Annotated in this window: 17 protein-coding genes; 7 read left to right on the top strand and 10 right to left on the bottom strand. The window is 53.5% G+C overall.

All coding sequences use genetic code 11. The features are described from left to right. Positions 1 to 209: 209 nt before the first annotated feature. Entirely contained in the window at positions 210 to 479 is a 270-nt protein-coding gene (locus PHE17_RS01030) for an accessory factor UbiK family protein (RefSeq protein ID WP_301013925.1), read from the top strand. Positions 480 to 628: 149 nt separating this feature from the next. Beyond that, positions 629 to 1,846 carry a YadA-like family protein gene (locus PHE17_RS01025; protein ID WP_301013924.1) on the top strand — a complete coding sequence of 406 codons (1,218 nt, stop codon included), beginning with the start codon at positions 629 to 631 and terminating at the stop codon, positions 1,844 to 1,846. A gap of 55 nt (positions 1,847 to 1,901) precedes the next feature. Here PHE17_RS01025 and PHE17_RS01020 read toward each other — a convergent pair whose 3' ends face one another. After that, on the bottom strand, positions 1,902 to 2,228 hold the full coding sequence (locus PHE17_RS01020; protein WP_301013923.1) for a DUF3301 domain-containing protein: 327 nt from the start codon (positions 2,226 to 2,228) through the stop codon (positions 1,902 to 1,904). A gap of 68 nt (positions 2,229 to 2,296) precedes the next feature. On the opposite strand from PHE17_RS01020, the gene proC reads away from it, so the two are divergent. From proC to PHE17_RS01005, 3 genes are read left to right on the top strand one after another with little or no spacing between them, the layout of a single operon-like run. Continuing rightward, positions 2,297 to 3,139, top strand: a complete 843-nt coding sequence (gene proC, locus PHE17_RS01015; RefSeq protein WP_301013922.1) for a pyrroline-5-carboxylate reductase — start codon at positions 2,297 to 2,299, stop codon at positions 3,137 to 3,139. Positions 3,140 to 3,156: 17 nt separating this feature from the next. Next, positions 3,157 to 3,705 (top strand): YggT family protein, encoded by a 549-nt coding sequence (locus PHE17_RS01010; RefSeq protein ID WP_301013921.1) that lies wholly within the window; start codon positions 3,157 to 3,159, stop codon positions 3,703 to 3,705. 33 nt (positions 3,706 to 3,738) lie between these two features. Next, a complete protein-coding gene (locus PHE17_RS01005; protein WP_301013920.1) occupies positions 3,739 to 3,999 on the top strand; it encodes a DUF167 family protein in 261 nt (86 codons plus the stop codon). A 26-nt stretch (positions 4,000 to 4,025) separates the two neighbouring features. On the opposite strand, the gene PHE17_RS01000 is transcribed toward PHE17_RS01005, so the two are convergent. Together PHE17_RS01000 and gshA are read right to left on the bottom strand one after the other, a co-directional pair. After that, positions 4,026 to 4,487 (bottom strand): RNA-binding protein, encoded by a 462-nt coding sequence (locus PHE17_RS01000; protein WP_301013919.1) that lies wholly within the window; start codon positions 4,485 to 4,487, stop codon positions 4,026 to 4,028. Between the two features lie 244 nt (positions 4,488 to 4,731). Further along, positions 4,732 to 6,330 (bottom strand): glutamate--cysteine ligase, encoded by a 1,599-nt coding sequence (gene gshA / locus PHE17_RS00995; RefSeq protein WP_301013918.1) that lies wholly within the window; start codon positions 6,328 to 6,330, stop codon positions 4,732 to 4,734. A gap of 150 nt (positions 6,331 to 6,480) precedes the next feature. Between gshA and PHE17_RS00990 the strand changes: the two genes are divergently transcribed. Both PHE17_RS00990 and PHE17_RS00985 read left to right on the top strand, forming a co-directional pair. Continuing rightward, the gene (locus tag PHE17_RS00990; protein WP_301013917.1) at positions 6,481 to 6,792 is read left to right on the top strand and encodes a type II toxin-antitoxin system HigB family toxin; all 312 of its coding nucleotides are present in this window, start codon (positions 6,481 to 6,483) and stop codon (positions 6,790 to 6,792) included. Further along, on the top strand, positions 6,792 to 7,232 hold the full coding sequence (locus PHE17_RS00985; RefSeq protein WP_301013916.1) for a transcriptional regulator: 441 nt from the start codon (positions 6,792 to 6,794) through the stop codon (positions 7,230 to 7,232). The genes PHE17_RS00990 and PHE17_RS00985 overlap by 1 nt, the downstream gene beginning before the upstream one ends. Here the strand turns inward: PHE17_RS00985 and purU are convergent. From purU to PHE17_RS00950, 7 genes are all read right to left on the bottom strand, one after another. Beyond that, the gene (gene purU, locus PHE17_RS00980) at positions 7,225 to 8,091 is read right to left on the bottom strand and encodes a formyltetrahydrofolate deformylase (RefSeq protein WP_301013915.1); all 867 of its coding nucleotides are present in this window, start codon (positions 8,089 to 8,091) and stop codon (positions 7,225 to 7,227) included. The genes PHE17_RS00985 and purU overlap by 8 nt on opposite strands. Further along, complete coding sequence (gene trmB / locus PHE17_RS00975) at positions 8,088 to 8,780, bottom strand: tRNA (guanosine(46)-N7)-methyltransferase TrmB (protein WP_301013914.1); 693 nt, start codon at positions 8,778 to 8,780, stop codon at positions 8,088 to 8,090. The genes purU and trmB overlap by 4 nt, the downstream gene beginning before the upstream one ends. A 4-nt stretch (positions 8,781 to 8,784) precedes the next feature. Further along, the gene (locus tag PHE17_RS00970; protein ID WP_301013913.1) at positions 8,785 to 9,582 is read right to left on the bottom strand and encodes a thiazole synthase; all 798 of its coding nucleotides are present in this window, start codon (positions 9,580 to 9,582) and stop codon (positions 8,785 to 8,787) included. Positions 9,583 to 9,597: 15 nt separating this feature from the next. Continuing rightward, entirely contained in the window at positions 9,598 to 9,798 is a 201-nt protein-coding gene (thiS, locus tag PHE17_RS00965; protein ID WP_301013912.1) for a sulfur carrier protein ThiS, read from the bottom strand. A gap of 71 nt (positions 9,799 to 9,869) precedes the next feature. Beyond that, positions 9,870 to 10,664 (bottom strand): hydrogenase nickel incorporation protein HypB, encoded by a 795-nt coding sequence (gene hypB / locus PHE17_RS00960; protein WP_301013911.1) that lies wholly within the window; start codon positions 10,662 to 10,664, stop codon positions 9,870 to 9,872. Then, positions 10,664 to 11,005, bottom strand: coding sequence for a hydrogenase maturation nickel metallochaperone HypA (gene hypA / locus PHE17_RS00955; protein WP_301013910.1), 342 nt, complete (start codon positions 11,003 to 11,005; stop codon positions 10,664 to 10,666). The genes hypB and hypA overlap by 1 nt, the downstream gene beginning before the upstream one ends. Continuing rightward, positions 10,998 to 12,122, bottom strand: coding sequence for a nickel-dependent hydrogenase large subunit (locus tag PHE17_RS00950; RefSeq protein WP_301013909.1), 1,125 nt, complete (start codon positions 12,120 to 12,122; stop codon positions 10,998 to 11,000). The genes hypA and PHE17_RS00950 overlap by 8 nt, the downstream gene beginning before the upstream one ends. Between the last annotated feature and the right edge of the window lie 90 nt (positions 12,123 to 12,212).

Raw genomic sequence — 12,212 nt, 5'->3', positions numbered from 1 at the left:
CATCGAAATGGCTGATGACAGCGTGATGAATACATACACTGTGGTGAAAAAGCTGCATTTGTTTGTTTTTTGTGCCGTATCTTGCTTGTGTGGCGCACGATAAAAGTGCATTAGTTATCGCTGATGCACTAAATCAAAGATCAGCCATCGCAGGCTTGCTGTAGTGCTACAATCTGGGGCACATAAACCACCGATACGAGGAATCTCCCATGCAAAACTTTGGCAATCTGGATGATCTGGCGAAGAAGCTTTCCGCACTTCTCCCCGAACCTGTACGTCACATGCAGGAAGATATGGAGAAGAACATGCGCGGTCTGCTGGAAGGGGGTTTGCAGAAGATGAATCTGGTGACGCGGGAAGAGTTCGACATCCAGTCGGCAGTGCTGTTGCGCACCCGCGAGAAGCTGGAAGCGTTGGAACAGCGGCTAGCGGTACTCGAATCGCAACAGTCCAGCGGTCACACGCCCTCTATCCAGTAAAGAATTCCGCTCGTCCTGCTGCACACCACATCTTCAAGCCCCCTCAACTACACCTTTAAGCAGGTCGAGGGGGAAATCTCACAGACGCAAGCCACAGAATCCTCCTTACTCATAAATGTAATCAAATATGTAATGAGGAGTTTTCACTTATGAAAAGCACTACACAGAAGAAAATTTATTTTTCCGTTGCTAGCGGCCTTGGTCTGCTTGGTTCTTTTTCTGCATATGCCGATACAACAACTAATGATAACGATAGCATTATTCTAAATGTTAATCAGGATAGTGGCTTTATTGGTAGCGTAATTGTCAATGATAGTGGGGCGGCAGGGGCTGACCCTGGACAATGGGTTTTCGATGCTGAGAATGGTTTTTCTAGTAGACCTAGCTCTGTTGCAGGCACATCCACATTAACCCATACCTCGACTGGAGGAGTGAATGTTACGGGGACAGGAGCTGCTGCCGATATTAAATCAGTTTCAGGAGCGAACCATACAACCATCAATCATGCTAAAGCTAGCGGGAGCCATACGGTTGGTCCAAAATCAAATACGTGGTTTTTTGATGAGACAGGCTCAAGTGTAAACGTTGCCGATGGTGCGAACACCACGGTTAGTAACCAAACGGGTACTGCGCAATATAACGAAGCGGCTGGTGGCGGAAGCGTTGCTTCTCGTAATCAAACCCGTTTTGGTCAAACCGATAGCGTGGTCGTGGGGGCAAGTTCCAATACAATGGCACGACTGATAGGCAGCACAACTAATACGGTAGATGACGGTGGTGGGAACGCAACACGTGTTACCCAAGATACCCTTGATGTTGTGACAGCTACGGATGGTGGTGTAGGTGCGAGCGGGGCGGAAATTGCGGTTAGGCGTTCCGGCGGTGCTGGCAATACGCAAGCGACAGTACTTGTCAGAAACGCCGCTGGCAACACGCATGGCCTGACCGTCGGCGAAAGTAGCACTACCCTCAGTGGCGGCACTAACTCAACAACGCTTACCTTGGATGATAACGGCGCGAAATTTAACGGTGTAGGCGGTGCGCCCGCACGTGTCACTGGCGTTGCTGATGGTGCAGCCGATTTCGATGCCGTCAATTTCCGCCAGTTGAATAATCTGGATAAGAATTTAACCAAGAAAATTAATGAAACGGGAGCAATCAGTGCCGCCTTTGCCCAGTTAGGGCAGGCGCAAACGCCCGGAAAATCTACCTTCGGTATTGCTGCTGGTGGTCAAGGCGGTAAATCGGGCTTGGCGATTGGCTTTAGCCACCGTCCTGTCACCATGAAACCTGTCGTCATTAAGGCCAGCCTCGGTGCATCCGGCAGCACGACATCCGGCGGTGTTGGCGCAACGTGGGAGTTCTAATTCTCCTATCAAACCAGCAGGCACGTGCACTGCGTACCTGCTGGCTTTGCCTTATTTAATGGTGCTGCTCAATCGTAGTCCCTTCATCCCCATCCAGTTGCACCTGCTCAAGCACCCGTCCGCGCAAGATTGCTCGCCCGCTGCGCCGTTCCACGCCTTGTACACTGTATTCAAACCCGTAAGTCCGTCGCCACACCAGATGCCCTTGGCGGTTTCGTGCTGGTTTGAGGCTTTCCAGTACCACCGTTTGGTCTAGCAGTTGCACATTAACTTCGCTGCAAGCTCGTGCTGCGGCGGCGATAGCCCGTTCCCGCGCATTCATGGAGTCAATCCAGAACCACACGCCTGCGCCGATAATGGCTAATAAAAGCAAATTTTCCATTGTTGCCCTTGGAGGTTGTAAAATAGTGCCCATTATTACGGAAACTCAACGGTAGGCACAAAACGAATATGGAAACTCCTAAATTGGTGCAAAAGCCAACCACCATCACTTTCATCGGCGCAGGCAATATGGCACGCAGCCTGATCGTCGGTTTATTGCAGGATCAGGCTAACGTCGCCTTGCGCGTTGCTGACCCTGATCCGCTGCAATTGGATGCCATCCGCAAGCATTGGCCGGAGGTTTATACTTCCACCGACAATCTTGAAGCCATGCAGGGCGCGGATGTGGTCGTGCTGGCGGTCAAGCCGCAAGTCATGCGCGAAGTGACACAATCGCTGGCGGAACAGGCGCAACGCAACCGTCCGCTGTTCATTTCCATCGCAGCCGGTATCCGCGAACAAGCCCTTAGCCACTGGTTGGGTGGTAATATGCCGATTGTGCGCTGTATGCCGAATACCCCCGCACTGGTGCAAGCAGGCGCAACGGGTCTATACGCTAACCCGCATGTAGCCGAAGCCCAGCGCAGTTCAGCCGAAAGTATCCTGCGGGCGGTGGGCATTACCCGCTGGTTTGATGATGAAAGTAAACTCGATGCGGTGACTGCTGTTTCTGGCAGTGGCCCCGCCTACTTCTTCCTCGTGATGGAAGCGATGCAAGCAGCGGCGGAAAAGTTAGGCATTCCGGCGGAAGATGCCCACTTGCTGGTGGTGCAAACCGCCCTCGGCGCGGCGCGTTTGGCACTGGAAAGCAATGACCCGCCCGCCGAATTACGCCGCAAAGTTACTTCCAAAGGTGGTACGACCGAGGCGGCGCTGAAAGTGCTGAATGACGGTGGCCTTCCTGCATTGTTTGACGAGGCGTTGCACGCTGCTGAAAACCGCTCGCGTGAACTCGCCGCTGCCAATAGCTAAACCCTTAAGGATTGCCCATGACTGCTTTACAAAATGTCGGTATTTTTTTGGTGGGAACCCTGTTCTCGCTTTACATCGGGGCGGTTGTCATCCGCTTTTTGCTGGCTTGGTCGCGGGCAAACTTTTATAACCCGCTGTCGCAATTTCTGGTCAAAATCACCAACCCCTTGCTGGTTCCGTTGCGGCGCATGATTCCGCCTGCTGGAAAAGTGGATACGGCGGCGATTGTGCTGGCGCTGGGTTTGACCGTTATCCAAGTGCTGTTGTTGGTTGGCCTGATGGGGAAGCCTGTCAGCCTTATCGGCATTGTGTTGTATGCGGTATTTGAATTGCTGCGCACTGTTATCCATATCTACATTTTTGCCCTGATCGTGCAAGCGGTGATGAGTTGGGTGGGGAACAGTTATGGCAACCCCTTGGCAGATGTGCTGAATAGCCTGACCGAACCGTTGTTGCGTCCGATCCGCCGGGTGGTTCCAGTGATTGGCATGGTTGACCTAGCGCCGATGGCGGCATTATTGCTGCTGTACATCGTCTTGATTGTGCTTCAGTCCTACGGGCTGTAACGGGTGGCGGGGTTTTACCGTTGGGAAGGGAATGTGTTGCACCTGTTCGTGCGGGTGCAGCCGAAAGCGAGCAAGGATGAATTTGCTGAAGTGCAGGAAGATCGTATACGAATAAGGATTACTGCTCCGCCAGTGGATGGCAAAGCCAATGAGTATCTGATTAAGTTTGTGGCGAAAGCTTGTGGCATTGCCAAATCAAACGTACAGATCAAGAACGGTGAAACTGGGCGGAATAAACACTTATGTATTATTGCCCCGCTTAACCTACCAGCAGGAGTGTTAAAAGCAGGCTGACAGGAAACCCTGTCAGCCTAGGCGAATTAGAATTCGCGCTTGCGGAAACCGCCGCCGTCACGGCTACCGCCGCCAAAGCCGCCACGGTCGCCACCACGGCTACCACCGCCGTCACGGCTGCCGCCACCAAAACCGCCACGGTCGCCGCCGCTGCTACGACCGCCGCCGAAGCCGCCGCCGTCACGGCTGCCGCCGCCGAAGCCGCCGCCACCGCTACGACCACCGCCGCCGGTACGTGGACGGTCTTCGCGTGGTTTTGCTTCGTTAACTTTGATGTTGCGGCCTTGAACCGGCTTTTCATTCAACCCCTGGATAGCAGCACTGGCTTCAGCAGCGTCAGGCATTTCGACAAAGCCAAAGCCTTTGGATTGCCCTGTCATTTTGTCTTTAACCATGCTAACGCTTGATACTTCGCCATAAGCTGCGAACAGTTCGCGCATGTCAGTATCGGTGATTTTGTAGGGCAGATTACCAACGTAGATATTCACTGTTTATCGTCTCGTAAAATCATGTGCTGTTTGAAAAATACGTCAGAAGGCAACCAGTCACACGAATTACCTGATAACGATCGGCCAGTGTTGACCCGATAGGTTATGCGCTCTTGAGACTTGGAGTGAAACGTGGCAGCGAAAACATCACATCAGCGCACGAAAACTTTCAAGTATCAGGCAAGTTATTAGCAGTGTACCCCAGTTTTCTGTCGCTGGTAACAAAAATCGGATGATTGTACGGTTAATTTTTTGTGTCATTTGAAGTGCCTGCAAAGTAAGCCTCTAAAAAGGCATCCAGTGGCATTTGTTTTTCACTCTCCAGCGCTTGCTGTTGTGCTAATGACTCGTCTGCCATGCGCCTAAATTCTTGTGCGATCTCTGCGGAAAGCGGGCGATTGAGGAAATAGTCACGGTGTTCCAGTGACTTGCGTTGGGCAAAATCGAAGAAACTTTCATCGTTGCTGCGCATTTCTTCCAGCATCCGTGCGGAAGGGGTGATGTCTGGGTTCCACACCAGTTGGGCTTGGCTGTCGAGGCAGTCGGTGTAACAGTCTTCGTTGTGGACGGCGTTGAGCAGTTCGGCGACCGGGCGCATGGCTTGCAGCAATTCTTTGGCTTTATCGCGCAATAACACGCTGTTGCCGTGGCATTCCAAGCGCACTTCGGGGTCACGCCCACGGTGGGCAGTGAGCATTTGGTTTTGGTTGATGGCGCGGTATTCATCCGCCGTGACCAAGGGGCTTTCTTGTAATAGGCAAAAATGCATAAAGGTTTCGAGGAAGAACAGTTGTTTGCGGGTCAGTCCGGCGGGGTGGAAGGCGTTTACGTCAATCGAGCGCAATTCCACATAGGCAATGCCGCGCTGCTCGAGGGCGTCGGTGGGTTTCTCGAAACGGTTCAGTGGCTGCTTGGGGCGCACGGTACTGTAGTATTCGTTTTCGATTTGCAGGATATTGGCGTTCAGTTGGCGGTATTCGCCATCGACGTTGATGCCGATTTTGGCGTATTCCGGGCAAGGTGTGGAAATGGCGCGGCGCAGGCTGTTGACGTAGGTTTCCAACGTGTTGTAACAGACCTTGACGCCGGTTTTGCTTTCCTTGCTGTTGGTGTAGCCGATGTTGCCCATGCGCAGCGATGTGCCGTAAGGCTCGTATAAGCTGTAGCGGTTGAATTCTTCCATGCCTGCGGGGGGCTGTCTGCCGTTGAGGAAGCTTTTGCAGATGGCGGGCGATGTGCCGAACAGGTAAATGATCAGCCAGCCGTAGCGTTGCAAGTTGCGCACCATTGCCATGTAACCAGCATCACGGAAGCGGCGCAGTTCGCCCGTATCACCTTGCAGCGCTTGCCACGGTTGCCAGAAGGCTTCGTCGATGGAGTAGTTGAAATGGATGCCCGCAATCACCTGCATGGCTTTGCCGTAGCGCCACGCCAGCCCTTGGCGATAAATGTGTTTCATGCGTCCGGCGTTGGATGTGCCGTATTCAGCAATGCGGATGTCGTCTTCTCCGGCAAGGGCGCAGGGCATACTGGTTGTCCACAACAGTTCGTCGCCGAGTTGCTGGTAGACGAAGGTTTCGACATTGAGCAAGAAATCCAGTGCTTGTGCTGCGCGTTCTTGCGGTGGGGTGATCAGTTCCAACAGCGATTCGGCGTAATCGGTGGTAATCCACGGGTGGGTAAGCGCGGAACCGAGTATCTTGGGGTGATCTTGTTGCGAAAGCCGCCCGGCAGTGTTGACGCGCAGGCTTTCTTTTTCCAGCCCGGTGCGGGCGTTGCGCAGGAATGGCTGGAGTTGGTGGGTATCAATCTCGCGCAGGCGTTGTTCCAGCAGGTGGTACACTGATAGCTTCCTGTTAGGGTGAAACGGGGATTAGAGCATAGAACCGCTGCCGTGCAAATTTCCTTGGATGTCTGGATGCATAATATTCACATATTGTGAATTATTGGGGGTGTTGCTATAGTTCACATATAGTGAAGTAGGAGCGTCATTTTGCACGTTATATCCAGAAAACCGTTTAACGAGGCGAGCCGGAAATTTCCCAATGATGCCCTTGCGATAGAGTCGGCTTACAAGACACTGCGTAACGGTAATTTTGCAACACCTTTGGCCTTGAAAGCAGTCTTTCCGAGCTTGGATAATTTTCGCTACAAGGATAAATGGTGGGTTATCGACATCGGTGGTAATAATTTACGCTTGCTGGCATTTATCGAGTTTCGGGATAGCCGCATGTATGTGAAACACATCGTTACCCACGCCGAATACGATAAGCTTTGTAAAAAATATGCACAGGAGGCGGATTGATGAACTTTGCTGCCGTCAAAACTAAAGCAAAAGACCTTTTCGCTGAAGCCAGCTTCATCAGCCAGATCAGGGGCGAAGCGGATTACGAAAATGCATTGGCCTTAATGGATGAATTGATTGAGGATTATGATGAACATCGTGTGCTCATCAGCGTCCTTGCCAATGCCATTGAGGAATGGGAGGACAATGCCCCGGAATTCGCCGCATTCAATCAGCGGGTTGCGCAATTGGATGATGGGGTAGCTGTCCTTCGGACGCTGATGGATCAGTACCAACTGAAAGCCGAAGACCTGAAAAATGAAATCGGTAGCAAGAGTCTGGTTTCCATGATCCTGAATGGCTCACGCAATTTGACCCGTGAGCACATTCAGGCGCTGTCTTCGCGCTTTAGGTTGAACCCTGCCATCTTTTTCCACATGCCAGCGGTTTCCTTTACTTAAACACCACCGTCTTGTTGCCGTCGACAAACACGCGGTGCTCGGTGTGCAGCTTGACGGCTTTGGCTAAGGCGCTGTTTTCCAAGTCACGCCCAAGGGCGGCGAGGTTTTCCGGGTGGTAAGTGTGGTCAACGCGCTCGACGGATTGCTCAATGATCGGGCCTTCGTCGAGGTCTGAGGTGACGTAATGCGCGGTTGCGCCAATCAGTTTCACCCCACGGTCAAAGGCTTGGTGGTAAGGGCGAGCGCCTTTGAAGCCGGGCAGGAACGAGTGGTGGATATTGATGCACATGCCTTGTAGCTTGCGGCAGGTGTCGTCCGAAAGGATTTGCATGTAACGCGCCAGCACCACCAGTTCGGTTTGGGTATCTTTCACCAGTTCCAGCATCCGCGCTTCTTGTGCCTGCTTGTTGGTTTTATCCACGGGCAGGCAGATGAAACGGATGCCTTCACGTTCCACAATTGAGCGCAAATCCGTATGGTTGGAAATGACGCAGGTAATGTCCATGTTCAGGTCGCCTTTATTGCGGCGATAGAGCAGGTCAACTAAGCAGTGATCAGCTTTAGAAACCATCAGTGCGACCCGCATCGGGCGGCTGGCATTGGTCATGCGCCAGTGCATGGTGAAATGGCTGGCAACTGCCTCCTCAAACTGGCTGCGGATGCTGCCAATGTCGGGTGATAGCACCGTGTCGGGGCGGAACATGATGCGGCAGAAAAACTTCTGGGTCATTTCATCGTCGTATTGCGCCATTTCCGTGATGTAACAGTGTTGTTCTGCCAGAAAGCCGGTGATGGCGGCGACAATGCCCGTTTTCGCCGGGCAGGTGACGGTGAGGATGTAAGTTTTTTGTTCTGTCATGATGGTTGTCTTTGGTACAGTAAATCCCACACCCCATGTCCTAAATTTAACCCCCGGTTCTCGAATTTAGTCAGGGGGCGTGTGTCAGGACGCGGGGAATAGGGCGGATTTTCCGCTAAATTCTGGAAACTGGGGCTGGTTTGCATCACGGCAGCCATGTGTTCGGCGTAATTTTCCCAGTCGGTTGCCATGTGGAATACCCCGCCGTCACGCAGACGCGAGGCGATCAGCGCGGCGAATTCCGGCTGCACGATGCGGCGTTTGTGATGGCGCGTCTTGTGCCACGGGTCGGGGAAAAACAGTTGCACCCGATCCAGCGCATTGGGTGGAATGCGCTTTTGCAGGATGTCGATGGCATCGGTATTCATCACCCGCACGTTCTGCAAACCCTTTTCGCCGATCAGCTTGAGCAAATGTCCAACACCGGGGGTGTGGACTTCAATGCCCAAGAAATCGCGTTCCGGGGCTTCTTGCGCCATTTGTGCCAGCGAGTCACCGTTACCGAAGCCGATTTCCACAGTAACGGGGGCGTCGCGCCCGAACAGGGTGGGCAAGTCCAGCGGGGTATCGCCTTTTTCAATGCCGAACACAGGCCACAGTGCCGCGAGCGCTTCGCCTTGGCCTTTGGTGACGCGGCTTTGGCGCAGCACGAAGCTCTTGATGGTGCGGGGATGTTGTACGTTGCGCATGGGCTTAGAAAAATGTCCCGTCCAATGGTGAGGACGCGGAAGCGTAACGTTTGCGCGGCATCCGTCCGGCAAGGAAGGCTTCACGCCCGGCTTCAATAGCTTTTTTCATCGCAGAAGCCATCAGCACCGGATTTTTCGCGCCTGCAATCGCGGTATTCATCAGCACGCCGTCACAGCCCATTTCCATTGCAATCGCGGCATCGGAAGCCGTACCTACGCCCGCATCGACAATGATTGGCACTTTAGCGTTTTCAATGATTTCGAGGATGTTGTACGGGTTGCGGATACCCAAGCCGGAACCAATCGGTGCAGCCAAGGGCATGACCGCCACACAGCCGATTTCTTCCAATTGGCGGGCAATCAGTGGGTCATCGCTGGTGTAAACCATGACTTTGAAGCCGTCTTTTACCAAGATTTCAGCCGCTTTGAGGGTTTGGATGGTGTCGGGGTAAAGGGTTTTTACATCGCCCAAGACTTCCAGCTTGACCAGATCGTGACCGTCGAGCAATTCGCGGGCAAGGCGGCAAGTGCGCACAGCATCTTCCACGTTGTAACAGCCTGCGGTATTGGGCAACAGGGTGTATTTGTCGAGCGGGATCACATCCAGCAGGTTGGGTTCGTCCTTGTTTTGCCCGATGTTGGTGCGGCGGATTGCCACGGTAATGATTTGCGCTCCGCTGGCTTCGGTGGCAGCTTTGGTTTCCGCGAGGTCTTTGTATTTGCCAGTGCCGACCAACAGGCGTGAGGAATATTCTTTGCCTGCAATAGTGAGGGTGTCGCTAGGAAGGGTGGGGTTTTGCATTGCTAGTTCCTTGTTTTAGCCGCCGCCGATGGCGTGGACGATTTCAACCGTATCGTTGGGTTTGAGCAGAGTAGTTTCAAACTGGCTGCGCGGCACGAGTTCTTGGTTCACTTCCAATGCCAAACGCTTGCCGTGTATCTCAAGGATGGCAAGCAATTGGGCAGCAGTCGTGTTTTCAGGGACGATATGGGGTGTGCCGTTGACGAGTATTTCCATTACGCTATCCGGTTGCTGATGAAAGGTGCATTACACCATAAGCGGGCGGGGCTGTCAGTATTAGGCCGCGCTCATGGACGTTGCTGTTGCAGCCAGTTAAGCCAGCCTTCCATGCCCTCACCACTGGTCGCCGAGACGTGCAGAATTTGGATGTTGGGGTTTACGCGACGGGCGTATTCCTCACATTTCGCTACGTCAAAGCGCAAATAGGGCAGCAAGTCGATTTTGTTGAGGATCATGAGGTTGGCAGCGTGGAACATGTCGGGGTATTTGATCGGTTTGTCTTCGCCTTCGGTGACGGAAAGGATTACGACCTTATGTGCTTCGCCCAGATCAAAAGCGGCGGGGCAAACCAGATTGCCCACGTTTTCGATGAATAAAATGCCGCCGTTGTCGATGGGTAAGGATTCGAGTGCGTGCCCGACCATGTGCGCATCCAGATGGCAGCCTTTACCGGTATTGATTTGCAACGCGGGAACACCCGTGGCGCGGATGCGGTCGGCGTCATTGCTGGTTTGCTGGTCGCCTTCCACCACTGCCATTGGTACGTTGCCTTGCAAACGGGTCAAGGTTTCAGTCAGCAAGGTGGTTTTACCGGAACCGGGGCTGGAAACCAGATTGAGTGCGAGGATGGCGCGGTCGGCAAACCATTGGCGGTTTCGTGCCGCGTATTGGTTGTTCTTGCCGAGGATGTCCTGCTCAATTTGCACCATGCGGGCTTGGGTCATGCCGGGTGCGTGGGAATGGGTATGTGCATGGTGGTGATGCCCACCTGCGCCGCGAATAAACGCATGGGGCGGGAGTTGATGAATGCTTTGGCCTTCCAGTTTAGTGTCACCTTCGCCACAGCCGCAGACAGTACACATTATTCTACCTCCAATTCTTTGATGCGCATTTCATCCCCACGTATAACCTGTAACTGGTAGCTGCCGCACACCGGGCAAGCGTCGAAACGCTGCTTGACGGCGACGCTTTGGGCGCAGTTCAAACACCACGCTTCGGCGGGGATTTCAATAATTTCCAGTTTAGCGCCATCTGCCAATGAGTTGCCAACAACCGCATCAAAACAGAAACGCATGGCTTCGATTTCCACCCCTGACATCGTGCCGATTTCCAGCCACACGCTTTTGACCTTGGTAAAGTTTTGGCGTTTGGCTTCGTCTTCCAGCACTTGCAATACGCCTTCGCACAAGGACATTTCATGCATCGGGGGTAATCTCCAGTTGATAGGCCACGCACGGGTCAAGGGCGGTAATCAGCGCTTGGGCTTGGCGGCGCAATTCCGCTTCATTTGCCGCTTGCAGGCCGGATAGCATTTGGTAAAGCGAGCCTTGTGGGTGGAAATTCCACTCGGTGGGGGCAACGATTTGGTAGTGCTGGATCAGGCCATTGTGTTGTACCACGCGGTGGGTTAGGAGGCCACGGGCGGTTTGTAGCGTAGAAATCCCTTCGGGAAGAAACCCCTCCCGGCCTCCCCTTATCAGGGGAGGAGAAAACGGTGCTGCCAAACTTTGCCAGCATTCCAGCATATCCAGTACCCGTGCTATTAGGCGCGTCATCAGGCCGCTGCCGTACTTTTTTCGCCAGACTTGTAAAGCGGGGTTGTCCCATTGGCGGGTCAGGCTGGAAGTTTCGCAGGCTTGTCCGTCGAGCGTGGGGGTTGCGCTGAATTGGGCAGCATCGCTGGCATCCAAACGTTCCAACCACCATGCGGGGGGCAGTTCGGGCAAGGGGTGAAGTTCGCCATTACCCAAGGGTTCCCAATCGTAACGGCATAAGCTGGTCATCAAATTGCCAATTTTGCCGCGAATGGAAAGCTTCTTGGTATCGCCGCGAGCGCAATAATCTAGCCAGCGTTCCAGTGACAGCCCTAAGAGGCGGGTTTCAAACCACTGCTGGATGTCATCCATCACCGCTGGGTTGGGGGCTTGTACTAGTTCGCGTTTGAGTTTGAACAGTGCTTGTAATTCTTGGGCGGGCGGTGGCTCGTTGGCGAGTGCCGCAGGCCAGTCTTGTGACAGGCGCAACAGGTGTTCAAACAGGGTTTCGATATTGATCTGGGTATCGCGCTGGTGTTCGGTGGCAGCATCCGCCGCTTCGCCACAGGCACGGGCGGAAGCGACCGTTTGCGCCGTACCGCACAGGCTAAACAGCATCCCCACCAGCTTGGGGGCAAGTGCGACGGGCTTACCCTCAAAAAAACGCGAACTTAAGCGCAGGCGGTTGGAGCTAATGTCCACGTGCTCGACACGACAAATACCCGCCTCATTGCTGTAGCGCAGGGAAAGTTGCAATTGACCAGCAAAATTGTCGAGAGGCTGCATAGGGCGAATACTTGGCTTTTAGTAGGAACATCGTCCTAAATAGTAAAGCAAATGCCGTGCCATGCAAGCACGATATGAATTAACGTGTTT

It is taken from the genome of Thiothrix sp. (assembly GCF_028714775.1).
Classification (GTDB): domain Bacteria; phylum Pseudomonadota; class Gammaproteobacteria; order Thiotrichales; family Thiotrichaceae; genus Thiothrix.
Note: the sequence above shows the minus strand (reverse complement) of the source record. Positions and strands in the feature narration are given on the sequence as shown.

Excerpts from the sequence above, each read along its gene's own strand:
- PHE17_RS00970 (WP_301013913.1), bottom strand. The coding sequence starts at position 9,582 with ATGCAAAACCCCACCCTTCCTAGCGACACCCTCACTATTGCAGGCAAA.
- PHE17_RS01020 (WP_301013923.1), bottom strand. The coding sequence starts at position 2,228 with ATGGAAAATTTGCTTTTATTAGCCATTATCGGCGCAGGCGTGTGGTTC.
- thiS (WP_301013912.1), bottom strand. The coding sequence starts at position 9,798 with ATGGAAATACTCGTCAACGGCACACCCCATATCGTCCCTGAAAACACG.
- PHE17_RS00950 (WP_301013909.1), bottom strand. The coding sequence starts at position 12,122 with ATGCAGCCTCTCGACAATTTTGCTGGTCAATTGCAACTTTCCCTGCGC.
- PHE17_RS01025 (WP_301013924.1), top strand. The coding sequence starts at position 629 with ATGAAAAGCACTACACAGAAGAAAATTTATTTTTCCGTTGCTAGCGGC.
- trmB (WP_301013914.1), bottom strand. The coding sequence starts at position 8,780 with ATGCGCAACGTACAACATCCCCGCACCATCAAGAGCTTCGTGCTGCGC.
- PHE17_RS01030 (WP_301013925.1), top strand. The coding sequence starts at position 210 with ATGCAAAACTTTGGCAATCTGGATGATCTGGCGAAGAAGCTTTCCGCA.
- proC (WP_301013922.1), top strand. The coding sequence starts at position 2,297 with ATGGAAACTCCTAAATTGGTGCAAAAGCCAACCACCATCACTTTCATC.
- hypA (WP_301013910.1), bottom strand. The coding sequence starts at position 11,005 with ATGCATGAAATGTCCTTGTGCGAAGGCGTATTGCAAGTGCTGGAAGAC.
- PHE17_RS00985 (WP_301013916.1), top strand. The coding sequence starts at position 6,792 with ATGAACTTTGCTGCCGTCAAAACTAAAGCAAAAGACCTTTTCGCTGAA.
- hypB (WP_301013911.1), bottom strand. The coding sequence starts at position 10,664 with ATGTGTACTGTCTGCGGCTGTGGCGAAGGTGACACTAAACTGGAAGGC.
- purU (WP_301013915.1), bottom strand. The coding sequence starts at position 8,091 with ATGACAGAACAAAAAACTTACATCCTCACCGTCACCTGCCCGGCGAAA.
- PHE17_RS01010 (WP_301013921.1), top strand. The coding sequence starts at position 3,157 with ATGACTGCTTTACAAAATGTCGGTATTTTTTTGGTGGGAACCCTGTTC.